The following is a 26,447-nucleotide window of genomic DNA, read 5'->3' as shown; positions in this document are numbered from 1 at the left end:
GAATGTGAACAAAGGTTCAATGGCAAAAAGTACGGTATTCAAAATATATTATCTCATTATGGTAGTAGCTGTAATTGCCCTGGTAACCGGCAAAGAACGATGGCTTGCCGGAGGCGCAGGTACAGAGACAGCAATGTGGCTGTATTATGGCGTAGTAGCGATTGGCCTGCTCATTATTGTACCGGCACTGGTCATGGCATGGTTCTGGCTACGCCGCTGGATGACTACCTATAAGGTCGAACCCAGGCTGCAGCGAATTCTGCTGATCGTTACGATACCCATGATGCTGGTAATCGGCTATATGCTGGAACTGGTATTTATCATGATATTCATAGGATTGGGAGGCAACCAATAAATGCTCGATACGAAAACGATTCACCATGCGATAGACTCCAGACAGGATAAGCTTACAGCAGTCAGCGATCAGATATGGGATTATGCAGAGACTCGTTTTCAGGAAGAGCATTCTGCCGAACGTTTATGTATGGCATTGGAAGAAGAAGGATTCACTGTTGAACGTGGAATAGGCGGTATCGAGACAGCCTTTATGGGCAGCTATGGCAGCGGTCACCCGGTCATTGCACTGCTGGGCGAATATGATGCCCTGTCCGGACTTAGCCAACAGGCAGGTGTGGCGGCAGAGCAACCACTGGTGCCGGGCGGTAATGGTCATGGCTGCGGGCATAATTTGCTGGGAACCGGTTCACTCGCTGCTGTGATCGCCGTCAAGGACTATATGCAGCAGCATGGGCTGACAGGAACCGTGCGTTATTACGGCTGTCCGGCAGAGGAGGGCGGTTCGGGCAAAACGTTTATGGCCCGAGCCGGCGTGTTTGATGATGTGGATAGTGCGGTCACCTGGCATCCTTTTGACTATCACAGTGTAATGTCGGTGAATACGCTGGCTAATTATCAATTTTATTATAAATTCAAAGGCCGCAGTGCTCATGCAGCTGCTGCGCCGCATATGGGTCGCAGCGCGCTGGATGCGGTCGAACTGATGAATATCGGCGTCAATTATCTGCGCGAACATATTATTCAGGAAGCTCGTATCCATTACGCTGTAACCGATACAGGAGGGCGTTCACCGAATGTGGTGCAGGCCAGTGCCGAAGTACTCTATCTGATTCGCGCACCTCATGTACATGAAGCGGCAGAAGTGGTGGAGCGGGTTCACGATATCGCCCGCGGAGCAGCGATGATGAGCGGTACCGAAGTCGAGATTGTTTTTGACAAAGCCTGCTCGGAGATCGTGCCGAATCGGACACTGGAGCAGGTGATGCTTGAACAGTTCGGGCAGTTTCCGGTGCCTGTACATACACAGGACGAGCTGGAGCTGGCAGCAGCGGTACGCGAGACGCTGACCGAACCGGAGAAACGTCTGGCGCAGAAGCTGCCGCTGTCACAGCGTCATCGATCTCTGGCGAGCGAAGTGCTGCCTTATGAGCATGGACAGATGCTCTATGGCTCTACAGATGTAGCGGATGTAAGCTGGATCACGCCAACGGTGCAGTGCACGACTGCCTGTTTTGCGATAGGGACGTCGGCGCACAGCTGGCAGTGGGTATCGCTGGGACGTACCTCTATCGGACACAAGGGCATGCTGTATGCCGGCAAAATTATGGCAGCAACCGCTGTACAACTGCTGCTTCAGCCGGAGCTGCTGCAGTCTGCCAGAAATGAGCTGAATGAGCGGCTGGACGGTCAGCCTTATCAATGTCCAATTCCGGCAGAAGTCCAGCCTGCGCTGCAGCGCTAGCATGGACGGTCCACACGAAGCAGACAGCACTTCTATAGTAATAACTATCAGGGTAGAAATAATTGCCACATAGAATCAATAAAAGACCAGGATTCTTTTCCGTAACTGGAAAAAGATCCTGGTCTTTTGTTTTGGTTGTATTTATTTGATTGGGTTATCCATATTAGCCAGCTGTTATTCGATCCGATCCACTTCGACGATCGGAATACCTGCTGCGCTATTGATCGGTCCGGATGGGGGTCGATCGCCAAGTCCGTATTCCGGTTCAAAGCTCTCGTCCGGCATTCCTGAATTGGTACCGTCCGTCTCTGCCGGCTCTGTACTATCCGTGTCGGAACTGTCACTGTTCGGCGACTCTTGCGTACCGCCGGATATCCCGCCCGAACTGGAATCGAGCGATGCAAAGCTGCCAGTAAAACGTCCATAAATGGTAAATGTACCTGTTGTAAATTCCAGATCGCCGGTTAACCGTATATAGTTGTTACCTTGCTTGGCCAGCGCACCGTCGGCATCGACGGATACAATCTCTGCGCTGAATTGCAGCGGTTCATTCAGATGGGACGATACTTCTCCGGCAGACACAGACAGATAATTTGTGCTATCGGTACGTCTATCACTGAGTGTGTAGCTGCCATCCTGTGCAGGTGTATAGATATCCGTCTGACCAGTAGCGCCTTCAAGCGGTTGATGCATCAAGATACTGCCGTCTGCGGATACCTCGTAGCTAACGGCTGCGACAGAGAGCAGCTTGCGAACTTCACTGCCGGTAAAAGCGTACAGGGAATACTGCGTATAGCCGGTAGTACCGGAGTCCGATTGTACCAGCACGATTGGCTGTGAACGGGTGCTAAGACGCGTCTCCAGGGACAGGGACTGAATTCCGGCAGCAGATTCACTTATTTCGCCAGACCATACACTAACGGCTCCATCCGCTGACATTTGACCAAAGAACAGACGGTTATTCGAGTCGGTAGCGATACTGTATACCGGTACATCTTTCCAGTTCACGCCGCCTGTAATGTGCTGATACGCTATCGAAGCGTTGGAGCTTTGCAGCAGATGTGCAGGATCTGCTGTAGCCCAGGCAATCTGGGTGCGAGCGATTGGTTCGCTCATATCTTTGAGCGTGCTCAGGGATTGGTACAGTGTCAGAGCTTGCTGGAACTGCCCCTGGGTCGAGAGCCCGGCAGCCTGACTCTGCAGCACATCAATTTGCCGATTAATCTGGGTCAGAACCGATGAAGACTCCAGCCCGATCTGCCCGGTATTATCCATAAAGCTGCGAGCATGAGCGATAAAGTGTGCATCCTGTCCGGCCTGAATATCCTTGGTAATGACGGAGCGAGCTCCATTTTCTGCGAGCTCGGCGACCCATGGCGCTTCATAATTATGCTGCTGATACGCCTGCAAGGTCGTAGACGCCTGACTTAGAAATGTATTGAAATCACCTGCTGCTGCCAGGCGCTTCAGCTTGGTCTGATCGTAGGTTTGCAGCAGAGTACGAATATATTCGTCCCGTGGCTGCTTGGTGTCCCAATAATTGGTGGGGATTCGCAGCAGATTCCATTTATAAGATTCATCCGTATAGTTTCCCTGTGCCAGATTATGCTGCAGAGCAGCCTCAAAGCTGCTGCGGAAAGCCGTGAACCCCGTCTGAATCCGCTGCTTCATCTGATACTGCTCTTGAATCTGATTGTATTCTTTTTTGAACCGTGCATCGGCTTGTTGCTGTTGCTTTACATGCTGTGCCCAGCGCTGAAAAGCATTCATAAATGAATCGAACTGCTGCGTATCCGTTGCTGCCTGTAGCTCACTGGCACTGGCAGCGACGGTTTCCTTCCAGGCGGTAATCGGTGCCAGTTCATTCAGTCGAGTGGCAATATGCTGTTCCTGATACGTAAAATAATGATTGTTATTCGCCCGGCTGTACCATTCCTGGGCAGGCACCCATTTCTGCTGTGCATAATATTGATCGGCAAGTTTGACCCAGCTGATAGTATGGTAAATGCCGACACTTTTCATAACGACCAGCACCAGACCGACAGTACAGCAGGCCAGCAGCAGATTGCGTAGCGAAAATAGCCGGAGTACGCTCATGAGCGCTCCACTCCGGCAGTATCGTGTTCAAAAGAAGGATCGTCTGCATACAGCTCTGCCCGGATACTTTCCATATCCTGACCTAGCAGTTCTCCATGCAGCGCCGGATCCTGACGCACTACATGATATAGCCGTACAAAGCGTTCCCGCGGCAGGAAGCGGGCGTATCGGCGGATAAAGCCTGGATACATGGTGACATAACGCTTCATCCGTACAGCAGCCGAGGTTACGCTGATCAGAATATTCCATCCATTTGCCATCTCCAGAATCCTCGGTTCGTTGGCAATAATATAGCGAATCGAACGATCCTTGATCATATCCCGCTTGAGTCGGGCGATCTCACCGATATAATCGGCGACGAGCGGATCAAAATCCCGTGTGATCAGCGATTCCAGATCCAGGTCCATATCGCTGCGCAAACGGAAATTCTGCAGCAGTGACAGTAGAGCAAGACGGAGCCGGTCGTTATGGACCAGTACAGATGTTTGACGAAGCATATGATAACCTTCTACATCTTCTCCGCTGCGTACCGTCTCTACACCGATGGATTGATCGTGTACCAGTCCATCATAGATCGTAGCACGATTATAACGGAAAAGGCGGCTGAGCTGCCGCAGCGTCTCCCGTCCCATCATCCGGCGCTGTACGAGCACCAGCAGAGCTATCAGCACCAGACCACTCACAGCAGCAATAGCGATCTGCGTCATATCCTGTGACAGCAGAACGGCTATGATAGTAAGGAGCAGGGCAAATAAAATTTCGTTCAGCATTTTGCGACGAGCCTTGGAGCGTGCCTGTTCCATCACCGGAACGAGACGGGTTCTGCCGCATTTGGGACATTGTTCACCGGGCAGGATCGTATACTGTCCGCATCGGCGGCAGACCCGCAGCCGGTCATAGTTGCGGCGGCTTCGCTCCAGTACAGGTAGCTGAACCGCTTTTTTGGTCGTTGTCATGGTATGCAATCACTCTCTGTAATTCGTATTTGGTTATTCCCGATCGTTAACGGCGGCCAGCAGCTGCTTTTCCAACTCCTCTTCAGAAGGAGCTTTTTTACGGCGAAATGCGTAAGCTAACAAGCGGCTCACGACAAAAAGAAACGTAATCGCGACACATGCGTATGCAAGTATATCCATAAGATAATCCTTTCTGTATGTTCAGGTAGTAGAAGTTTGGTTATTTTCTATTTTATGCGAAATTCTATTCCAGAATAAAGGGAGCGATGAAGATTATTCAACTTTTAGCCTGTAGTCCAGTGATCTCCCCCGTCTCAGGGTGGGGAAAGAATTCAAGCAGATACGTTATAATAATATCCGGCTTCCTTTGATCATTCGACTGTAAACGAGACTTTTTGGATGCAGATGGATTATTATGGATATTGTGGTGAAAATGGTATCAAATTTTTCACTTTATGTTTTTTAAGGCATGTTAAGGTGAATTTAACTGGTTCTTAATTATAATCCGCTACAATGTGAGAGAATCGCCTGTCCTATATTTGTCCTACATTTTACCTTAAGCGAAGGAGTAGAATGATGTTCCGTAGAAAACTCAATCTTATGTATATAACGCTGGCAGTGATCCTGTGTCTGACACAATTGCCAGGTACGCTGTTTGCCGCATCGGCAGCAGCCAATAATAACAGCCCATCCTCTTCGGTGGATGCAGTGCTGCTGCTGGACGTCAGTAACTCGATGAAATCCAGCGATCCCGAACAGCTCGGGAATGAAGCGATGAAGTTGTTTGTCGATATGCTGCCCACCCAGGGTGATCGGGTAGGGGTAGTCGCCTATACCGATCAAATTGAACGTGAGAAAGCATTGACCGGTATGAATTCGGCAGATGACAAAACAGAACTCAAAAACTTTATCGATGATCTGAATCGCGGACCGTACACGGATATCTCGGTCGGCATGAAAGAAGCAGTTAATATTCTGCAGGACAGCTCGCAGCAGGGTAATGAACCAATGATCGTGCTGTTCGCAGATGGTAATAACGAACTGAACAGCAACTCCGGTCGCTCCAACAGTGAAGCGGATCAACAGTTGAACGAAGCAGTACAGCAGGCCAAGCAAAAAGGCTATCCGGTCTACACCGTTGGACTGAATGCCGATGGCAAGCTGAATCAGCAGGCGCTGAAGAACATCGCTACTGAGACAGGTGGTAAATCTTTTGTAACCAGCTCAGCGGATGAGCTACCAGGCATCCTGAGTCAAATTTTCGCGGCTCACCAGCAGGTAAATGTGGTACCGGTCGATTCGATTACCGGTAACGGACAATTTCAGGATGTGAAGATCAATATCCCGAATGCCAGCGTCAAGGAAGCCAATATCTCGATCATGTCCGCCCAAAAGGTTGAAGTGAAGCTAAAAGATCCGTCGGGCAAAGAAGTCGCTGTTCCTTCCGATCAGGTCAGCGTCTCCACTTCCAAAAGCTATTCCCTGGTCAAACTGCTTAAGCCGCAGCAGGGAGACTGGACACTGCAGGTCAAAGGGGTCGATCAGGACAAAATCGATATCAACCTGATCTTCAATTACAGCCTGGAAATGGCGCTGGAGCCGATTCCAAGTAAAAATTACGGCAAGGGCGATAAGATCGATATTCTATCCTATCTAACCAGCAACGGACAAAAGCTGACCGATGCGTCTCAGGTAGGTAACCTCAAAGCTGTATTGAACGTCAAAGATATGGATACCGGAGCAGCCAGCCAGGTGCCATTAACAGGAAATGGTACTGAATTCAAAGGAACCTTTGAAGTGCCGGACAATCATAAATACCAGCTGGTTATAAGAGCGGAAGAGCAGAGTTTCTACCGCGAGACGACGCCGGTTACAGTCGATGCAACCGGAGGCGGCACAGGTACTTCCGGGGCGCAGGAAGCTGCGGGCCTTGGTACCATGGCATGGATTCTGATTGCTATCGGTGTAGTATTGGTATTGACAGGACTCTGGTTCCTGCTGCGTATGCTCAAGCAGAAAAATCGTGGTTTCGTAGGTCAGATGGTTATCGAGATCCGCGACGAGAATACCGGAGAGAAATCCTACCCGCAGTACAAGAAACTGACCACGTTCCGTGGCAAATTCAACCTGCATCAGCTGCTGCAGCTGGCGCCGGAACTCAAAGAGACCGAGAGTATCACATTCACACCGGGTAATAATGATCGTATCCTGATTCGTAACCACGGAGACAGTGTAATCGAGAAGTCCGGTCGTGCAATCGATGCTTCCCGCGGATATGAAGTGAAAAGCGGAGATCGTCTGACGATCGCGCTGCGTCAGGTAGACAAGACTATTCTGCTGGAATATCTGACCTGATGATACGGCTTCCAGGGTAATATTTGCCGGGAAGCCACAAGTAAGCCAGGACAAGAGAAACGGTCAGACATATTTAATTCATGATCAAATCGTACAATTCACAAGAGCATGTGCTATTCAACGAACTTGCTCCATGTGAATACGCAATACAGATCAATTCAGTGAACGTTAAACTAGAAGGTTACAAGGGGGATCATCCATGAAACCAATCGTTAGAGAACATATTCAACAGCTCGACGTATCGCTTGGTGGCGGTATTGTCAGCGAGAAAATAAGAGTAGATACCATCGACAATCCGATTCTGATTATCGGACTCGGGGGAACAGGGATCGATGCCTTGCTGCGTCTGAAATACCAGATTAACCGTCGCTTCCGTCTGCCGGAAGACCCGGTAACCAAGAAAAAGCAGGAAAAGCCCGATAACGTGGAATTCCTGGCTTTTGAGACAAATGAACAGGATCGTAACAAGAAATACAAAGGCATCGGCCTGGACCCGCATAATGAGTTTGTACTTCTGTCCAATCCGGAAATCGGCGGCCTGCTGCAAAACCGCAGCCTGCTGGAGCCTTATATTACCGAATGGCTGTCTCCGGAGATGAGCATTACCGACGGTATGAACGGTGCTGCCGGTGTTCGTCAGGCCGGTCGTCTGCTGCTGTTCACCAAGATCAATCAGGTCGTACAGAGTATCGATAAGAAGATCAAAACACTGTCTGTCGGCACCAACAAAAAGCTGATGGTCTTCCTGCTCACCGGTCTATCCGGCGGTACAGGCAGCGGCTCGTTCCTCGATATCTCCTATATCGTGCGCGGTATTGTAGAACGCGACTACGGCTCTGCCGGGATTGACCGTCTGACCATGCTGGGCTATCTGTTTACCCCGGATGTCAATTTGTCCAACAAGAGCCTGAGTGAGCATACCCGTGAATATATTCGCAAAAACGGCTATGCCGCGCTCAAGGAACTGGATTACTGGATGAATGTCGATAGCCGCGGCGAGCGCTTCAAGCAGCAGTACGGCAGTATTCTGAATGTAAATTCGCCGCTGCCGCCATTTAACCTGTGTCATCTGATCTCGGCGACCAATACCGAGGGCAAGCTGCTGGAAAATGCATATGACTACTGTATGAATGTCACAGCCGAGAATATCACGAACTTTATGGCCAGTGAGGAAAAAGCCTCCGGCGAAGAGTTCGCGATTCATGACTATATCAGCAATATCCGGACCAATATCGCGCAGATGAACCGTGCGTATCCGGCAAACTATGAATACAACATCATCGGTGCTTCTTCCGCTGTACTGCCGATTGAAGAGATGACGACGTATCTGGCCTACCGACTGTTCCAGAAGATGGACAAAATGTTCGATCAGGCACCGGATCAGGAAGCGGTGGAGAATTTTGCCCGCAAGCTGGGTGTCGATCTGGACACCATGACCAAGACGTTTGAGTCCCGCGTACCGGAGCCGCTGCCAGGTTTTGAGAACAGTGAGCGTCTGAGCTATAACAATGTAGTTAAAATGCAGGCAGTCAGCATGGATACGGAACTGGAGCAGACGTTCCTCGTGCGTGCCCGTGAAGAATATATCAAAGCCAAGCAGCAGCTGCCGGGCGAGATTGTCGGTCAATTCTCCGATCAGATCCGCCGTATGTTCCTGCACCCGGAACAGGGACCATTCTATGTCTCCCGGATGCTGTATACAGAAAACGGCTTCTCCCTGCTGAAAATGCTGCTGTCGTATATCGAGACGCTGCGTGAGAGTCTGACACGCATTCCGCGTGATATCGAATCAGCGTCAGAGTATGCCAATGATCGTCTGGGTGATGCGAAGAGTGCTTTTGTCTCCAAAGACAAAAAGAAAAATGTATATATCGAAGCCAAAATCGATGAGTACTGGTTGCGTGCAGATATCGAGCGTACTCAGCAAATGATCGAGTTCTATGAAGATCTGTATCAGCTGCTGAACCGTGAAAATAACCGGATCTACGGTGTATTCACTGAAGTGCTGAATGCACTGAGCTCTATTTTCGAGAAAAATGGCGAGCTGCTGACCAGCGGTACCGAGCAGGCTGACCATCGTGGCAACAAAACGTACTACTGGAATCTGGTCAGCGTACCGGATATCTCCAAAGCGGTCAGCGATATTATGGACAGCAAGGACGGAGACGATCTGATTCGTGATTTCTCTACGCAACTGCTGGATCATTCCGATCAATGGGTCAAAGAAAATGAAGTCGATATCGTGCGCTCCATCTCCGATTTCCTGAGTGACAAATTCGGTGATCTGATCACCCGTTCGATGGAAGACTTCCTGGTGATGAAATACGGCGAAGACGAGCCAATCGAGAAATTCGTGGAACGTCAGATTGCCAGCCGTCTGGATGATGATGCGGTGCCGGTATTCCATTTGAGCAACAGCGCAGGCAATCTGCACTTCCCTTCATGGGGCTTTGTCTCTGTGCCGGTACAGGCGCCAAGCATTTTGCGTGGTATCCGTAATTACCAGACCAATGCGATCGGCAAGTCTCATTTCACGATCAAAGAAAGTCAGGTGAAAAACCGGATCTTCTGGCTGAACACTCGTAACGGTGTGCCGCTGTTCGTCTATACACCGCTCAAGGTATACGAGGAGAATTACGAGCGTACAATCCTGGATCGTGAAGGCGTAGGTCGTCACCTCGTAATGAGCGAGAAGGAAAACTGGACGTATCTGCCGTCGCCAATCCCGGAGCAGTCATGGGGAGAGACGTACGTCAATCCGCGCGTACAATCATACAATGCGCGTATCCGGGCTGACTTTGCCCGTGCCCGTGCACTCGGAGTGATTTCCGAAAAAGATGTGGATCAGAATACAAGCAACCGGTTCGCGATAAACTTCAGTCAGCCGTTCGATCTGGACGCTGTACTAACCGGATACGATCTGCGTCTGGATGCATCCCGTCCGAATCTGGGCGAAATCAAGCGTGCACTGACCGAACTGCGTCGTCTGATGAGCGAAGGATTACCGGCTGAGTCATCCAAGGATATCTTTAACAGTTACAATGAGGAACTGGCTGCAGAGAACCTGATCCGTTCGCCGAAAATGATTGAACGTGTACGCGCAGAGCTGGCCAAATATGATGCGATTCAGCTGAAAATAACCGAGCTAGAAAGCATGCTGGGACGCTTTGAAGGTGAAGAAAAGCTGATCGATCAGTTTGTACAGGCACTGTATACCGGTACGATCACCAAAAAAGGTGCACTGTATGTGTATGATCGCGATCCGGAAGAAGAAGCATGGGAGCCGTTCGCGAATCTGATGAAGACCAAAAATGTGGTAGAGTTCGAAGTATTCGAAGCCTTCCGCAAGCTGGATGAGAAAAACCGTGCGGTACTGATGCGCAAAGCGGACCGCCGTGACAACGAGCTGACAGCATTGGAGGATATTATACCGCTGCTGACCAAGCTGGATGAATTGTATGAGACTTATCTGGAAGCGCGCGATCGTCTGGAATACGAGCGTGTGGAGCTGGTCAATGGCGATGAAGCCTATCAGTTCTACAAGCAGATGGTGACCAAATTAAACGATCTGCGCCGGAAATTGAGATAATATGGATGTTCGGCTGAGACAATTCGCAGAGGCATACGCTGCTGCTGAAGAGAAAACAGCCGGACAGGGAGACGGGCGGAGCAGTATACACTACCCCGCCGTTTTCCTGTTTATCGGGGACCATGTCCGCGATGCGGCTGCTCATATCAGAAGCGTAAATGCCCAAAAATGGGACAATGGCGCTGGTGTCATGTATGTTGAAGTATTACCGGAATCTGCTGCAGACTCTTCTTCCCGATCACCAGAAGCGGATGATCCGCAGCAGATTTTGTCATACCTTTCTCTACCGGAAGTGGCTTCCGGTAAAAAGATGCAGCGTCCCGACTGGAGCGAGCATTTCCGTCAGGATGGTAGGCATCTGCTGGAGCTGAACCGCGCTTTTCGTCAGGCAGCCCGCAGACTGGCCGACTTTGGAAGAATGTATTCTTCCTTTGACCGGCTGCATCTGTCGGTAGTGACGCGTGTAGAGGATCCGATGAATATACTGGTACCGCAGATTGCACTGCTGGCCCGTTCCATTCTGGGGCAGTCCTTCAAGTCGGTGCAGATGGATATCTATGCGCTGATTCATGAAGGAGAGCAGGAAGAGAATTTCGGTTATGCCAACTCGGCAGGTGTTGCCTTTTTGCAGGAACTGGAACAGATGCAGCGGGAAGATTACAGCCTGAGTGCGCCACTACAGCGTACCGAGGATGAGCTATCCGTTATGGTGCATCACACGGCAGCACCGTTGTTTGAACTGGCCTATGTACTGTCAGACCGCAATGAACGCGGAGTAGCGGTAAATGGTGGCGTGAACAGCAATTATGATATGATCTGCCGGATCAGTCTGCTGAAAAACCGGCAGCGTCCGGATCATGGCAGTGATGCAGCATTTAGCGGTTCGGATTATAACAATACAGCCTTTAAAAATAATATTCGTAATGCAGATGGCAGCCAGGGATTGGTATCGGCCGGGTATGCCCGTGTACGCAGACCGGATCTGGCTATCGCACTAACTGTACTGGAGCACTTTTTCCTCGGGATTGTGCAGCGGATGAAGAGTGAGCCTTCACTGAACGCACGTGAACGTGAACAGCTGCTGGGCATGGATGAACTATCTATGGATCGCCGGCTGGAGCATCTGATACCGGATGAAGCGCGACTGGAGGATATGAACAGTCTAATGACGAGATCGGTCAGCTTCGCTTCGCTCAAATCGATGAGTTTGCGTGAAGCGGAATATGCTTTGTTCGAAAAGGGAGGCGATGCGTTCTTCCGGGATAATTACGAGCAGGAAACCGAGCGCAGACTGACAGAGTGGGACGCAGCGCAGGAATTCAAACGTATCGTTGCCGAGCAGATGGGCGAGCATGCAGATGTCCATTTTTATCAGCTGGCAGCCTGGAGTGATGAAGCAGGTAACGCTAGCCTGTGGGAAGTGCTGCGCAGCCGTATTCGTGATCTGAATATCGCAGTGGAGCAGGCACAGCTGGAGTTGGAGCAGTGGTATAACAGCCGCACGGATGAGCTGTCTTTTCAGAAGATGCCGTTTATGGACAAGCATAATGTACGCAATCTGACGCGGGCGCTGATCCAGACGATCTATCCGCATCGCCTTCATATTCTGCGGCTGCAGACAAGGCTGAGATTATATCGCGGCTGGGAAGAACAGCTCGCCGCCCTGCACCGGGGCAGTATGGAACTGGTACGCCGAATGGATCAGATCGGTCAGGATCTCCATATCGCAGCTGCGGAGAGTATACGTATCGCCGATGATTATATCGGCCAGAATATTACGGACTACTACAGTCGCCTGACCGCCGAGGTAATGCAGGAGATCGAGGACAAACGCGGCGAAGGTGCCTTTTTCGAAGAACGCAGCATGGGCGATATAACGAGTCTGCTGGAGCAGGGCTCACCAGCACTTATCGAACGCCTGATTACAGTGTGCCGTCAGGAATTACTGCCGTCACAGGTGCTGTCCCAGACCTTTGAACAAGAGCTGCTGCAGCGAGCCAATGTGACGATCGATTATGCCAACAAGCAGGCCCTGTCGCAGGAGGACCTGTTCAAGGAACTGTACCGTACACTTGAAGACCGGGCGACGATTCATATCCGGCTGCTTGATTACACCCATAAGCACCGGTATGAGGAAAAGTACATGTTCGGTAACGCAAACGGCGAATTTGTCCGCTATGCAGCCGGTGTCGATAACACGACCCGCATTTACAAAACCGGATTTATTCACGAAGACCGTACCAGCGGCGTCGAGAAGCTCAACCTGATGGGCGGCTTCGGTATTACTGATCTAATCTATTACCGTAACGGCAAAACGTACTACGACACCTATGTTCAGAACGGATACACGTTCCATACCGAAGAATCTGGCTTGAACAGAATAAATCATGCATAGCCGTTTGGATAAAATGGGACCATACTATCGCAGCTACTAAACCAACACAAGCAGCAAAGAAGCAATACCAGGCCAACCTATCACGACCAATACTCACTACTAGATATGTCTATTCGTAACACAGGTATTCTTAATTCCAACGCACCAACCCATTTTTACCAAACGGCAAAATGGCGCGCGCAGCGCCGGATGCGAGGCTTTTGGCAGATCTGCAGCAGGGTAGAAGGAAGCACGGAGCGAAGGGGAAAGAATGATCCAATAGAAGCAAAGCGTTCGCCTTTGACCATGGATATCGACTGCTACAGGCAGTTTTTCGAGATATCCATGGTCAACAGCGATCGGCTGGATCATCTTTCCCCTGAGCGATGTACCTTCCCATCTTCCCACGCGCAGCATCCCTCAAAACCTCGCAGATACTTAACAATGGAAAAGGGGAGACGCCAGAGATGCAGCGCAAAGTAAACTGGCTTATGGTTTTATTCAGTCTGATCGGAGGAGCTATCGGTTTTGTTCTCAGCGAATGGTTTTTGCATTCGTATTTTGACCGGATGCCCCGTATTCTTTTGATGGGGATTTATTTTGGCATTATTAGTCTAATGATCGGGATTTTCTGCCTGCTGGCCGAAATGATTTCACCTAAATTAAATGGCGCTTCATGGAGACAGCGGTATACCGATGTATCGTGGAAGCTGCTCGTTCCTGCCACGCTGGTAGTCATGTTCGTTGGCGGAGTGGCAGCTGAAGCTTTGTACCAGCTTGATTTTAATGGAGCCAAAACCGTTCGTGACGTAGTAGTTGTGATTGATAACTCGGGCAGTATGCAGGGTACCGATCCGCAGAACCTACGTTATCAGGCCGTTAAAAACATGGTAGATTCCATGGATGATGATATGCGTGTAGGTATTGTGCAGTTTAGCGATCAGGCCAGCGTGGCACTGCCGCTGACTGTACTGAATGCAGCTTCCAAGCAGCAAGTTCATCAGACGATGGATACGATGGTTACTACCGATGGGGGTACCGATTTTACGCTGGCACTCGATACAGCCATGCAAATGATCAAAGAACACAATGACGATACCCGCGGTACAGTCGTGATTATGCTGTCCGATGGAGACAGTACACTCGGTTCCGATACATTGCAGCCTTTTCAGCAGCAGGGGATTGCGATTCACACTGTTGGCTTGAGTCTGCAAGATAACGTGAATCCGAATCTGCTGCCTCAAATTGCTTCGGAGACGGGCGGACAATACTATGATGTATCCCAGGCTATCGATCTGCCGAAGACGTTCCAGCAAATCTATGACACACTGGACAAACGCACATTGGTAACCGAACGTAGTGAACCGTTCAACAGCAATCTGTACTATCAGATTCTGCATGTTGTGCTTGTGATGATTCTGGGCGGGCTGCTCGGAGTCGGTCTGGGCTTGCTGTTTGATAATCGCTTCCTGGCCCGCAGCTTTGGTATAGGTGGCGGTGTCGGAGGTCTGCTGGCAGGTCTGCTGCTGGAATGGGGAATCGGCAAGACCGACTGGACGGATGGAGTTATCCGTTTCCTCGCGATTATGATTCTGGCATTGATCATTGCGCTGTTCACACTGGTTATTCCAATCGGTGAGAACAACAAACGGATGATTCGACGCAATGATACCCCGCCACCACCGCCAACCAGCTCGGGTAGTCCTCGTCGCAGACGCGGAGAGAGCGCCCGCAGCTTCCAGCGGTAGAAGCCAGCCACATCGTCGTTACGTAACACGTAAGAGCAAATGCTCGGAGCAATAATGAAAGCGAAAAGTATGACAGCAGTACAATCAAGTTCCTCAAGCAGAAAGGAGATGGTGCAATGCGTTATATCGATGCAGAACCAGGTAGCGATCAGGGTATTCGTGGACTGACCGCTCAGGTAGAGGATGGATGGTGCACCCTGCGGTGGTTATGGCCGCGGGACGCACAGGCGGTATATATTCAGAAATTATCCGAGAGTGGTGCAGCGGATGCTGCTGCTGAATCTGGCGGAGCTGCAGGATGGCAGAGTGACCAGCTTCCTTTGGCGGAGGGACTAAAATTGTATACACGTGAAGAATACAAAGCTGCCAATGGATACCGCGATCGGCTCGATCATTTTGGCAAAATAGGTTATGTAATCCATCTGGTGGCAGAGCAGGAAGGCGAACATGCCCTTCTGCATCAGCCAGAGGGAGATAATCGTATCGAAGTCAGTGCCGGCCGGGCGAAAATTCATTATTCAATCCGCCAGCAGGGCAGCTGGCTCAGCAAACGCAAAACGGTGCGTATCGATGTGCATGCCGAAGTACCGGTAGCCCGCGATGTACTCTGTTATGTCAAAAAAGAAGGCAGTTATCCGGCGAACCGGGAAGACGGAATTGTATACCCGTTTGCAGAATCTTTCCAGGCTGGGCGTAATGAACTGCCGGCGATCGAAATAGGCAAGAATGAATATGTACGGCTCTTTTTCACGGATGGACGTACATATGGACAGATGTACGAATTGATTTTGGAGTAGGGGGAAGATGGTGCGATGAAGATGTTTGATTGGTTCAAGAAAAAGCCGGATGCCGAACCCAGACCATTATTTTACGATATTGTGTGCCCGTATTGTTTTAACAAATTTTCGCCGGATGATGTAGAATTTCGGGCCAGTCACCACCGTGAGGATGATGAAGATTATGCGCTGCGCGAAGATGCACGCCTGAATCGATACCGGGAGCGCTTTGGGCTGGATACGGTGCGGGATATGGAAGCCGTACTGCTGCCTGGAGATGTACCGGAAGAGCACCGGATTTATTCGGATCATGTACTGGTCGGACTGAATGATCGCTATGGCGAAGTAACCCGGCGCCGACTGTGTCCGCACTGTCATAACGAACTGCCTGTCACGTCAGGCAAAGTACCAAGTAATATTATCTCGATTGTCGGTGCTTCCCAGGTCGGCAAATCGGTCTATATGACATCACTGATCCATACGCTGCAGAACTCGACAGCCGATAATTTTGAAGCTGCCTGTATGCCGCTGACGACAGAAATCAGCCGCAAGTTCCGTATGAATTACGAAGAGCCGCTGTTCGAGCGCGGTGATCTGCTGGCATCCACCCAAAAGGAGCGAATGCAGGAGCCGTTTATTTTCCAGTTCGTCTTCAAAGATGAGGAAAAGCCGCCGCTGACACTGGTATTTTTTGATGTCGCCGGTGAAGGCATGGTCGATCAGGATTATCTGGGACTGCATGGGCAGCATATCAAAAACTCATCAGGCATTCTGTTTATGGTCGATCCGCTGCAAATTCGCTCCATTCGTGATCGCATCCGTATCCAGCTTGGTGACAGCCGCGGCGAATGGGTATCCCGCTATGATGAGCCGCGTGACGTCGTGCTAACGCTGTTCAGCGACTTTATCGCGCATCAGGAAGACAGCAAGACCAATATTCCGACTGCTGTTGTCCTTACAAAAAGTGACATGCTGGAATCGCTGCGCGGCGATGATGGAGAATATATCAAATCCAACAGTAATATTTTCCATAATGTAGTGCACCGCGATCATTTTGATCTGGATGAATTCGAGAATATTGATGGAGAAATCCGCCGCTTTATCGAGCGGGTGGATCGTCCGTTCAAAGGAACGATGGATGTCTATTTCAAGGATACCGCCTACTTTGCCGTCTCGGCGCTGGGCAGTAATCCGGTAGAGCAGAAGCTGCAGAGTGTGGTCAGTCCGATCCGTGTGGATGAGCCATTTATCTGGCTGCTGTACAAACTGAATTATATTGAGGGGAGACGAAACGTTTGAGTTCATTGTCGAACACTCCAATTCAGCAGCAGCTGTATACACGCGAGAAAAGCGGGATATTCCGCACAACCGAAGGATACGATACGATTGCCCGCTCGCCGGGTCTGGATGACGGATATATCAAAAAATATCTTCATCCCCTCTGCAGCTATGATGCTCCTACAGAACTTGTATCTCGGGGCGAAAAGGAAGCATCACTGTACCCCGAATCGCTGCAGCTGGTACGCCTGGATAACCGGGATGTGGTACTTGGACGCAGTCAATATGTTGCTGCAGACTTTACGGGTCTGCGCAGTACCTTTTTCACCCATAACTATGTGATCGCTTCGACGCTGGCAGAGCAGTGGGTGCATCATTATGAGCAGTGGCTGAATGCATCATTCCGCAGCAGCTATGATCTGGAGCAGGGTGCGGTACTGGAAGCACTGAATGAATTGCCACAGCAGTCAGATGTATCGGTCGATCCAATCACGGTGCTGGCTGAACTGAATATCGATGAATCGCTGTTCCGTCAAATGCTGGGTGCCGTTATGTCGGCAATCCACAAGCACCGCAAAGTATATATTTCGCTAAATGTGCCGGTGACCGAACTTCCGATGCAAGCGAAAAAGCTGATCGGCGTATTGATGCAGGCACTGCCTTACGCGTTCCGACGCAGACTGGGATTCACTACTTATGCCAAAGAACCGGAAAGCCGAAAAGGAATGCAGCTTCTGTTCGTGGAGAGCGGCTCGATCCGTACAGGAGACCGCAATATTGAACGTGATTATATTTTCGATCTGAGCAGTGGACGGATTCAGGCTGCGCAGGCTGGCAAGTCCGGTCAGATCTATATTGATTGGGCATGGAGACATCTGAATCAGCCGGAGCGACTGCGCGAGCTGTTGGAATTTGCCGATCAGGGCCAGGCAGGAATAGATGCTGCCGGTGAATCGCTGCCTGATCCGGGACAGTATGACGAATGGACGCTGCTATACCGGGTAGAACAGGGAGACGAGCAGCTGTACAGGGAGCAGCAGGGGATGATCTTGCAGTCCCTGCTCAAACATCTGCGTCCTGCTGGTGCATTGGAATCAGCGATTCGGCTGAATGATCTGTTCTTGTCCCGGTTTGACCGTGAATTCGATGCGGTACGCAGTGGGCAGGTTCCAGAAGTATCGATTGCCGAAGTATTTGCAGAATATTATGGTATTGATCCGCAGCATACCGGACGCAAAATCGTGGAATATTTTATATGGTCGATCCGCAATGCTATCAGCAGCGGGCAGGAAGCCAAGAGTCAGGCTTTTTATGCGATGATGGAAAATCAGCACAGTCTATACGAATCATTCCTCGCGATTGTAGGCAGTCAGCCGAACCTGGCGACCCTGCTGCTGACGCCGCTGATTGAGCGCAAGTTCCAGCAGGCGCAGTCGGTGGAGGAAGTCATTCATCTGGCAGCCGAGTGGGGCAGCAAATACCCGCAGCTGCTGGAAATGGAAGATTACTGCAATCGTGCGAATCAATCATTTATGGAGGCACTGCGTCGCAGTCCGGATCTGATGCTGGCCACCGGCAATGCTTTTCATATGCTGGATGAAGTAGAGAAAAGTACGGGTACGGGCGAAGCTGGCGAGATCAACAGTGAAGTCTGGCTACGTTCCGGTCTGGGTGAGGAAATGCGTGCTTTGGCAGAACGTTATCTACTGAGTGAACTGGAATGGTCCTCGCTTACCCGAGAGCGGCTGCTGAAGGCTGATTTCCTCTCGAGCCCACTGCCGAGCGACGATTATCCCGAACTGGCTGATCGCCGTATGGCTTCCAAAAAATTGGCGCTGCAGGTGCTGTATATCTGGTTTACGGAAAAAGAAGATCTGGAACGTGCGATTATCTGGTTGGATAATCTTCCAGTAGCTGAAAAAGACCAGATCCAGCAGCTGGGACGTTCCTGGCTTAGCGAAGATATTCGCAACAAGCAGTTTGGTCGTCTGCTGGGAGCTTTTAGCTACAGTACGCAGCCGAATGATATGGACTATTCATCCATGGTAGAAGCAGTACGCAAGCAGGCACCGGATACGCAGACGATCTATGACTTTTTCCGTTGGTCAGAGGGCCGGGCAGAATTTATGCAGAATACTGGAGCAGGTGAACGTGGATTTGCCGAGCCGGCGCCACGCAAAACTGGAAATCGCGACACACGCAACGAACGCACAGGCAATCGTGGTGCAGCTGCGCCGCGCTTTACGCCTGCGTATGAGGCAGCGATTCTCGCCTACTTCCGCAAGTATGATCCAGAGGCATTCCGCAAAGGATCGTTGTCCAAAGGAGACTTTGATAACGAAGGCCCTGCGCTGCGGGCAGTTTACAGTCGTGCCCGAGATGAACTGGCCACGCCTTTTGCCAAATGGATGAAGCGTAACCGCAAACGCCTTCCTTTTCTGACTATATTGTCGGTTATTGGACTGGCAGCAGTCATTTTCCTTGGTGTGTATCTGGTTAACGTATTTAGCGGTGATCCGATCCAGATCGCCACACCGGAAGATCCACAGGAACATACGACAACCGAACAGCAGCCGGCAGCTGATTTGCCGGCAGTGATTGTGACGCTGACTGGTCTGCCTGACGAAGAGGGAACAGCAAATGGTTCGAATAGCAGCTCGACCGGAGCATCCCGTACAGGAGGCAGTAAAGCCGATTCATCCCAAATGGTGCGGACGAGCAGCACCGGTACTTCTGCCGCTAATAGTAGTAGTAACGGTTTGGGAAACAGTACAGATTCAGGAAGCAGTACAGATGATGTGCGAATGGTATTCCATTTTACCAGTATGACAGCCTGCCAGGCATTCCAGCCCAAACAGGCTACATTCATTATGGGGACTGGACAGACCGTTGATTATAATGGTCTTAAGCCGCAATCTTCCTGTGATCCATCTGCTGCCGCAACAGGTACGACAGGATCATCGACGACCGGCAGCACTGATCATTCTGACTCAACAGAGTCAACAACGGGCGAGACTGGAACAACTGATGCAACCGGTACAGGAATCAATTCAGGTACTAAAGCAGCTTCAGACAGTAAAGGAACGGCTGCAGAAGCAGGTACTTCTACCGGAACGACAGACGGTACAACAGAGACAACAACTGCTCCGAATACTGAACCGTCCACTTCCGGCTCTGCTGGCGAATCGGGTACCGTCAGTTCGACTGACAGCGATACAGCTGCAGGTGGCACCACGACGAGTAACGCAGATAGCGATTCTTCGGATGCACTCAATACGCTGACTCCGGAGCAGTTGGAGAGTACACATCCTTATACCGTGACTGTGAGTCTGCCTCCAACAATTGAAGTAACCAATATTAATCAGGTCAAAGTAGATAACAAGCAGTATCCGGTTACCTCACTGGCCGAATCGGCAGATGACACTCTATCCAACAAGGAGACTCCTTGAGTTCATAATCGATAAAATACATTTTACAGTTTGACCCAAGTAAGACCATGCTCACCTGACCGCTGTTTATATATTATAAATAGCGGTCTTTTTTTATACAAAGACTGTAAAATGCACGGAACAGACCCAACAAATTCATTCAATCGGACAGGATACTTCTATTATTCCAATCTGCCAGAGGAGGGAAGAAGATGACAAGTACTAACAGATTTGACGAACAGCCACAACAGCATCCACAATCCTGTGATGTATTGATCGTCGGTGCAGGTCCTACTGGGCTCACACTGGCTATCGAGCTTATGCGCCGTGGGGTAAGCTGCCGGATCATCGACAAGGCGCCGCAGCCATCCAAACAGAGCAAAGCGCTAGGGATCATGGCGCGTACACTTGAGCTGCTGGATCATTCGGGGATCACGGAGCAGTTGGTGAAACATGGTCATCCGGTAAAAGAAGTGCAAGTACGCAGCGGTAGCCATCTGCTGGCGGATGTGAAGCTGACGCCGATTATCCGCAGTCGGTATCCCTATATACTCACTCTGCCGCAAAGTGATACTGAACGCATACTGTATGAACATCTGGACAAGCTGGGCGGGCAGGTTGAACGTTCCACCGAACTGCTATCTCTGGAACAGCTGGACGGCGAAGCTGCTGTGACCGTATCGGCAGAAGCTTCCGTGAAGGCTACGATTGCGACGCCTGGCGGTTCTGAAGTGATTCAGGTCCGCTGGGTAGTCGGCTGCGATGGCGCTCACAGTAAGGTACGGCATTTGCTCGGTCTTTCCTTTGATGGCAATGCGATCGATCAGCAGTTTGGATTGGCAGATGTAGAGGTTCAGTGGCCGGTGAAGCCGCAAGGGGTTCGTATCTATCTGCATGAAGGGCATATTGCTGCCTTTTTCCCGATGCCCGATGAGCGGTACCGCGTTATTATCGCTGCACCGCCGGATGTATCATGGACAGGTGGCCAGCTTCAGGATCAATTATCGGTATCCCGGCAGCCGACTTCGCCAGACCAGGAAGCTTCCTATTCGGACAAGGCGGATGCTGGAGATGCATATTCGCTAGAGAGTACCGGTCCGGATGGCTCCGAGGAGATAACGCTGACGGATATCCAGCGGATTCTGGATATTTGTATGCCCGTGCAGGAACGGGTGACCCTGCATGATCCGAGCTGGATGGCCCATTTCAGAGTCAATGAACGCAAGGTGAAGCAATATCGTCAGGGAGCAATATTTCTGGCAGGCGATGCAGCCCATATTCATTCTCCATTAGGCGGGCAAGGGATGAACACCGGTATACAGGATGCAGTGAATCTGGGCTGGAAGTTGGCATTGGTCTGCCATAGCCAGGCATCGGCAGCCATACTGGATAGCTATGAGGAAGAGCGGGAGCCTGTTGCACGCGCACTGCTGCGCTGGACCGGTCTGTTCACGCGCCTTGTGATCAGCCGGATCAGACCGTTCACATTTATGCGCAATACAGCAGCACCGCTGCTTTCTTCGCGCCGGTTTGTACAGCTGCGCATGGCTGAGCGTTTGTCTGAGACCGGTATTCGCTATCCGCACAGCCAGATCGTCCGGCAGGGAAAAGGCTGGCACAAAGGCATGCCTTTGGCCGGAGAGCGGGCACCGGATGGCAATATGACCGATAAAGGGATCGTCTCGGGTAGGCATACTCTGCTCATTTTTCCCGATACGACGTTACCGCCTGCCATAACTACCTCCCGTTCTCTTGCCTACGAAGAAAATCTGGAGGAAGAGGACAAGCGTCCACTCTGGATGCGAGTCTCGGATGCATGGAGGGAAGTGATCGATCTGTCAATTATGCTACCTGATGAGCCACTCATGCTGCCGCAGCCTCTGCCTGCTCATTATGAGGTGGATTCCGATCTGCAGATGCATCGTCTGTACGGGATAGAGCGCGGTGGATTTGTGCTGCTGCGACCCGATGGTTATATCGGATTTGTGGGAAGTCTGGCTGATGAACTGGAGTTAATCGGGTGTATTAATCAATTTTTCCATATCCCAGCCCGGTATTCCTAAAAAAATATTGGATGGTGCAGCAGCAGACAACTGTATAAGCAGCGGCTATTGTGAGTCTTTCATGATAACCCTGACAATACTGCTGTCTGTCCGAATCACGAAAATATGTTCGTTTCCTATACCAATCCGGGGAAGGCATCATGTATAATATGGGATATTATGTTGACTAATTACGGAAGAAAGGCAAGGTTGCACTATGATGTTATCTTCTCCAGTATCCTGTACGGATAAATCGTATATTGCCCTGCTGAGCTTCGAGGAAGATCGGGGCTTTTTCCTGCATATTTCCTATGGAACTCAAGCGATGGAGCTGGAGAAAGCCATGGAAGTGCAGCAGTTAGTGATGGGCCGCTCCCTGAGCGGCAGTGACCGCTGGCAGATCAGTGCTGCGGGACACAGTGAATGTCTTCTGATGCCGGAGGAAGCAGGCAAGCTCTACAGTCGTCTATTGCGACTGCTGCCTGGCACCCTGGAGCTGGAAGAGGGCATTCCGGTACAGACGTATTGGGACAAACATGCCGCCGCCGTACTGGCCGGAGGCGAATCGGATTCGTCAGCTTCCCTCTATGAATTCGACGATGCGCTCGATGTGGGCATCAATGAATATGCAGCAGCAGTTCATGAGGAGTCTAGCATATATGCTGCGGGTCAGATCGATTCCGCACAGTATGCACCGGATTCGGCTGCTCTACAGTCAAATGGGCTTGGCAGTGCCGGATCGAATGAGTATATTCCCTATGAAGAGGAGATTTTTGCCGGGGATATTCATCAGGAAGTGCGTTGGGTGCTGGAAGGACGTCGTGAAGAGCGCGGCGGTATCGGACAGGTAACAGCGATCCCGATGATCGAGATCGGAGGCATCCGCTATCCGGCGATCGAATTGTCACGCCGTCTGGGATCGGCAGGTGCGTATGTGCAGCTCGACGGACATGGTCAGATCGAGACGGAACGTCTGCGTGAACTGGGGCTTGGACCGATGGGCAGAATGGCGGACGGTACCTCGTTGGATCGCAATAGCAAGCTGACTCCGCAAGAGATTATTCAGCGTGGATCAGAGCGTCTGCGTGGTCCGTGGGAAGAGATTATTATTCCCGATTTGCAGCTGCCGGATACCGAACAGGGAATTTATGGTCATTTTGAGTTTTTGAGCCGCTGGGGAATCTCCGGTGGCATAATGGGCGGAGTCATGAGACATGCCGAAGAATTGGGCGATTGGCTGTATGAGCTGCTTCGCCGCGCTTCGGGCTGCCGCATCGGCCTGGTCGGCAAAAAGACGCTGCTGAATACATTGCACAAAATGTGGTCGGTTACGCTGGGCGGCTTCTGGCAGGAAGCCGATACACGTCCGGTTGGCAAAGGCAGTACCGAACAGGGCGGATTAATTGCTGTGCCGGTCAGTATGCTGACACAGCGTGGTGCAGTCCTGCCGGGTGGTGTGGATATGGTGATCTATCTGGAGCCGGATGAAATGACCAGCGATGTATCCAGCAAAATGTACAAAGCCATGAATAAAATTAATGCTCGTCTTCGTCTGTCCATCTATTCGCAGGAGCAGCGGCTCGACGATCCGCATATGCGAACCGCTCAGACCAGTCTGCTCAAATTATTCCATTCGGTTGTGCGCGAATATGCGATTGCCGATCCGGATCATCCGCTGACCAGTCTTCCGCCTGCTTTTGCCATGACGATGCGCAAATCGTCTGCAGCCGGATCAGGAGGAGCGGAGCTGCGAACTGGTGGATTCGCCGAGTTCGAGCTGGGCAGCGAAGGGCAGGGATGGAGTATCCCGGCGCGAGAAGAACGGCCAATGGCTGCACCGCGTACATGGAACGATTCGTCCAGCCGCTCGGAGCGAACAGCCGGACTGCTGGAAGAATTGTCCCTGCAGGGAATAGAGATTGGCATTCCCGGCTATTCTGGAGGAAGTCACTCGGCCAATCCCGTACGCTCCGGACAGGACAGACAGCAGCCAGAGCAGAGAGGGACACCGATCCCGCCGCTGATCCATGGCGAGGCTGGCCGAACAACTGATTCATATAACGGTATCGAAATATCACTGGAGCCTGTCAAAGCTCCATCCATGCACAATATTCAATTGGCGGATGTGTCCGGTCCGGTTGTTATTCCGGAATATGATACCCACTCTATGGATATCCCACTGAAGCGGACAGAGCCCGAGTACTTCTCCACTGTAGCAGCAGATGAGGGAGAAGTGCTGACCAACGGCTATGAACTGGACATGGATATCGCGATCGAACCACTTGATATATCTGCTTTCACCTCGTCATCTGTAGATAAGAGTGAGAATGGGGCAATGACGGAGATTGAACAGGAACAGACGCGCTCCATGTCCTCCATTCAGAGTGCCGAGCATATTTTTGCCCGCCGGGCGCATGAAATGATGGACCAAGTCGAAGAAGAAGCAGAGTTTGTACCTTTTATGAGTTATTGGCCGACTTATGAGAGCATGACCTGGCGGCAAAAGAAATGGTATTTCTACTGGCGTCAGGAAGTCCGCAAAGGATATTATCCGGCCACGGATCTATCTTATATTTTCCTGCTCTGCTATGAAGTCATCAATGGTGCAGGATGGCAGGAGCCGGTAGAAGGACATCGATTGCTAATGAGCCTGTGGCAGCAGTACAGACACCGTTTCAGCAAGCTGGATCGTTATCTGCCACAGTGGATTGTGGACTTTGCGCAGGTGCATGAACTGCAGGAGCCGCTGATTGAACTGCTGCGGGAAGTACCGCGTCATCTCCCGGTAGAACTGGCCGATCTGGAATGGGAGCGCGTCTGGAGTACATCTCCGGTTGTCATTCCATTTGACCTGCTGCCCGAGCTGATCAATTATGATATCGAGCGCAGCCGTTTTTATGCGGAGGTAGGCGGCGAACAGATGCGGGAGTATATACCGAAAATCCTCGCCGCAGTTGATGCTTTTCTGGATAAGCAGCAGGGCGTTCGGCTGATCCAGTTGTTCCGGCCGCCGGTCTATCGCGAGACGGATCGATATCTGTTCCGCAGTGCTGTATATGATGCGACCCGGTATGGACGTACCTGTACAATCCGTCGTCTGCCGCTGTCCGAGCATGGTCCACTGCGTGAATTCCTGACTGGTATCGTCAAGCTAACGGAAAATGAATTGCGGCGTCATCTGGGATTTAGCGGCCGTCTGCGGATCAGTCCGCCGGTTGAACCCGAGATTGCCCGTCTGATCGAACGCTATATCAAACGCGCCTTTACCGTACCGGAAGAAGTTCCGGCACCGCGTCAGGTACAGATCGATGCGAGCGTATTGGAGAAGCTGCAGGCGGATTCTGCAGTGGTACGTGATATGCTGACTCTCCAGGAAGAGGAGAAAGCTGCTATTCGCCGGGAACAGGCCGAGGAAGCACTGCTGGACAATTGGAGTCAGACAGTTGCTCTGTCAGCAGAATCTGCTTCTGTCGATACTGTGGATCGGGAGCAGGATAAGACTAGCCGGATTCAGGCAGAAAACCTAGGTATAGAAATGCAGGAAATGATAGCCGTTTCCGCTGCCAAAGAATATGAAGAATCCCCTTACCTCATCGGAGCAGAACAATCGCATATCGATCACTTGGACAATACAGCGACAGATCGCCTAGCTCCGGATACAATCGAAATAGATAGGCTGACAGCATTCGATATTGCAGCAGATGCTGCCAATACAGCTCATACACACATTAATATTGCTGAACCGGCAGACTTGCGTTCAATGTCTGTACAACTGCAGCTGCCCGATGATCTGGAGGAAGAATGGATAGAATGGGCGGGGGCGCTACAGCAGCAGCATATCAGCTTCCTGGCTGCTATTTTGAATGGCGCCGCAGAGCATGAACTACAAAAAATCGCCGGTACGCATGGCACAATGGCTGCGCTACTGGCAGATGAGATTAACGACCTGGCGATGGATACAATCGGCGATCTTCTGCTGGAAGATGGGACCGTGATGGAAGAATACAGATCATTGCTGGATGCAATCATCATGAGGTGAACTGGA

At 51.0% G+C, this 26,447-nt stretch carries 14 protein-coding genes; 11 read left to right on the top strand and 3 right to left on the bottom strand.

Annotated features, from left to right (window positions below):
• The first annotated feature begins 4 nt into the window (after window positions 1–4).
• Together WH46_RS04940 and WH46_RS04935 are read left to right on the top strand one after the other, a co-directional pair.
• Window positions 5–355 (top strand): hypothetical protein, encoded by a 351-nt coding sequence (locus WH46_RS04940; RefSeq protein WP_046225926.1) that lies wholly within the window; start codon window positions 5–7, stop codon window positions 353–355.
• Window positions 356–1,759 carry a M20 family metallopeptidase gene (locus WH46_RS04935; protein WP_046225925.1) on the top strand — a complete coding sequence of 468 codons (1,404 nt, stop codon included), beginning with the start codon at window positions 356–358 and terminating at the stop codon, window positions 1,757–1,759.
• Between the two features lie 174 nt (window positions 1,760–1,933).
• Here WH46_RS04935 and WH46_RS04930 read toward each other — a convergent pair whose 3' ends face one another.
• Genes WH46_RS04930 through WH46_RS24020 form a run of 3 tightly spaced genes read right to left on the bottom strand, consistent with a single transcriptional unit; the run spans window position 1,934 to window position 4,992 of the window.
• Complete coding sequence (locus WH46_RS04930) at window positions 1,934–3,856, bottom strand: hypothetical protein (RefSeq protein WP_046225924.1); 1,923 nt, start codon at window positions 3,854–3,856, stop codon at window positions 1,934–1,936.
• Entirely contained in the window at window positions 3,853–4,812 is a 960-nt protein-coding gene (locus tag WH46_RS04925) for a hypothetical protein (RefSeq protein ID WP_046225923.1), read from the bottom strand. The genes WH46_RS04930 and WH46_RS04925 overlap by 4 nt, the downstream gene beginning before the upstream one ends.
• Window positions 4,813–4,845: 33 nt before the next feature.
• Window positions 4,846–4,992 carry a hypothetical protein gene (locus WH46_RS24020; RefSeq protein WP_017814008.1) on the bottom strand — a complete coding sequence of 49 codons (147 nt, stop codon included), beginning with the start codon at window positions 4,990–4,992 and terminating at the stop codon, window positions 4,846–4,848.
• A gap of 396 nt (window positions 4,993–5,388) precedes the next feature.
• Between WH46_RS24020 and WH46_RS04920 the strand changes: the two genes are divergently transcribed.
• From WH46_RS04920 to WH46_RS23250, 9 genes are all read left to right on the top strand, one after another.
• The gene (locus WH46_RS04920) at window positions 5,389–7,167 is read left to right on the top strand and encodes a vWA domain-containing protein (protein WP_046225922.1); all 1,779 of its coding nucleotides are present in this window, start codon (window positions 5,389–5,391) and stop codon (window positions 7,165–7,167) included.
• A gap of 199 nt (window positions 7,168–7,366) precedes the next feature.
• On the top strand, window positions 7,367–10,756 hold the full coding sequence (locus tag WH46_RS04915) for a tubulin-like doman-containing protein (RefSeq protein WP_046225921.1): 3,390 nt from the start codon (window positions 7,367–7,369) through the stop codon (window positions 10,754–10,756).
• Window position 10,757: 1 nt separating this feature from the next.
• On the top strand, window positions 10,758–13,151 hold the full coding sequence (locus WH46_RS04910) for a hypothetical protein (protein WP_046225920.1): 2,394 nt from the start codon (window positions 10,758–10,760) through the stop codon (window positions 13,149–13,151).
• Window positions 13,152–13,597: 446 nt separating this feature from the next.
• Complete coding sequence (locus tag WH46_RS04905; RefSeq protein WP_017814012.1) at window positions 13,598–14,878, top strand: vWA domain-containing protein; 1,281 nt, start codon at window positions 13,598–13,600, stop codon at window positions 14,876–14,878.
• Between the two features lie 116 nt (window positions 14,879–14,994).
• Complete coding sequence (locus tag WH46_RS04900) at window positions 14,995–15,675, top strand: hypothetical protein (RefSeq protein WP_046225919.1); 681 nt, start codon at window positions 14,995–14,997, stop codon at window positions 15,673–15,675.
• A gap of 15 nt (window positions 15,676–15,690) precedes the next feature.
• Window positions 15,691–16,953, top strand: coding sequence for a TRAFAC clade GTPase domain-containing protein (locus WH46_RS04895; RefSeq protein ID WP_017814014.1), 1,263 nt, complete (start codon window positions 15,691–15,693; stop codon window positions 16,951–16,953).
• A complete protein-coding gene (locus tag WH46_RS04890; protein ID WP_046225918.1) occupies window positions 16,950–20,381 on the top strand; it encodes a GAP1-N2 domain-containing protein in 3,432 nt (1,143 codons plus the stop codon). The genes WH46_RS04895 and WH46_RS04890 overlap by 4 nt, the downstream gene beginning before the upstream one ends.
• A gap of 191 nt (window positions 20,382–20,572) precedes the next feature.
• Window positions 20,573–22,423 carry an FAD-dependent monooxygenase gene (locus WH46_RS04885; protein WP_046225917.1) on the top strand — a complete coding sequence of 617 codons (1,851 nt, stop codon included), beginning with the start codon at window positions 20,573–20,575 and terminating at the stop codon, window positions 22,421–22,423.
• Window positions 22,424–22,619: 196 nt separating this feature from the next.
• Entirely contained in the window at window positions 22,620–26,441 is a 3,822-nt protein-coding gene (locus WH46_RS23250; protein ID WP_082208308.1) for a TerB N-terminal domain-containing protein, read from the top strand.
• The last annotated feature ends 6 nt before the right edge of the window (window positions 26,442–26,447 follow it).

It is taken from the genome of Paenibacillus dauci, assembly GCF_000971985.1.
In the GTDB taxonomy this organism is placed as follows: Bacteria; Bacillota; Bacilli; order Paenibacillales; family Paenibacillaceae; genus Saccharibacillus; species Saccharibacillus dauci.
The sequence above is the reverse complement of the archived record's forward strand: the minus strand, read 5'-3'. Positions and strand labels throughout refer to the sequence as shown.

What these genes read in the sequence shown, in the direction of transcription:
- WH46_RS04935 (WP_046225925.1), top strand. Translation starts at nt 356, where the DNA reads ATGCTCGATACGAAAACGATTCACCATGCGATAGACTCCAGACAGGAT.
- WH46_RS04930 (WP_046225924.1), bottom strand. Translation starts at nt 3,856, where the DNA reads ATGAGCGTACTCCGGCTATTTTCGCTACGCAATCTGCTGCTGGCCTGC.
- WH46_RS04925 (WP_046225923.1), bottom strand. Translation starts at nt 4,812, where the DNA reads ATGACAACGACCAAAAAAGCGGTTCAGCTACCTGTACTGGAGCGAAGC.
- WH46_RS24020 (WP_017814008.1), bottom strand. Translation starts at nt 4,992, where the DNA reads ATGGATATACTTGCATACGCATGTGTCGCGATTACGTTTCTTTTTGTC.
- WH46_RS04920 (WP_046225922.1), top strand. Translation starts at nt 5,389, where the DNA reads ATGTTCCGTAGAAAACTCAATCTTATGTATATAACGCTGGCAGTGATC.
- WH46_RS04915 (WP_046225921.1), top strand. Translation starts at nt 7,367, where the DNA reads ATGAAACCAATCGTTAGAGAACATATTCAACAGCTCGACGTATCGCTT.
- WH46_RS04910 (WP_046225920.1), top strand. Translation starts at nt 10,758, where the DNA reads ATGGATGTTCGGCTGAGACAATTCGCAGAGGCATACGCTGCTGCTGAA.
- WH46_RS04905 (WP_017814012.1), top strand. Translation starts at nt 13,598, where the DNA reads ATGCAGCGCAAAGTAAACTGGCTTATGGTTTTATTCAGTCTGATCGGA.
- WH46_RS04900 (WP_046225919.1), top strand. Translation starts at nt 14,995, where the DNA reads ATGCGTTATATCGATGCAGAACCAGGTAGCGATCAGGGTATTCGTGGA.
- WH46_RS04895 (WP_017814014.1), top strand. Translation starts at nt 15,691, where the DNA reads ATGAAGATGTTTGATTGGTTCAAGAAAAAGCCGGATGCCGAACCCAGA.
- WH46_RS04885 (WP_046225917.1), top strand. Translation starts at nt 20,573, where the DNA reads ATGACAAGTACTAACAGATTTGACGAACAGCCACAACAGCATCCACAA.
- WH46_RS23250 (WP_082208308.1), top strand. Translation starts at nt 22,620, where the DNA reads ATGATGTTATCTTCTCCAGTATCCTGTACGGATAAATCGTATATTGCC.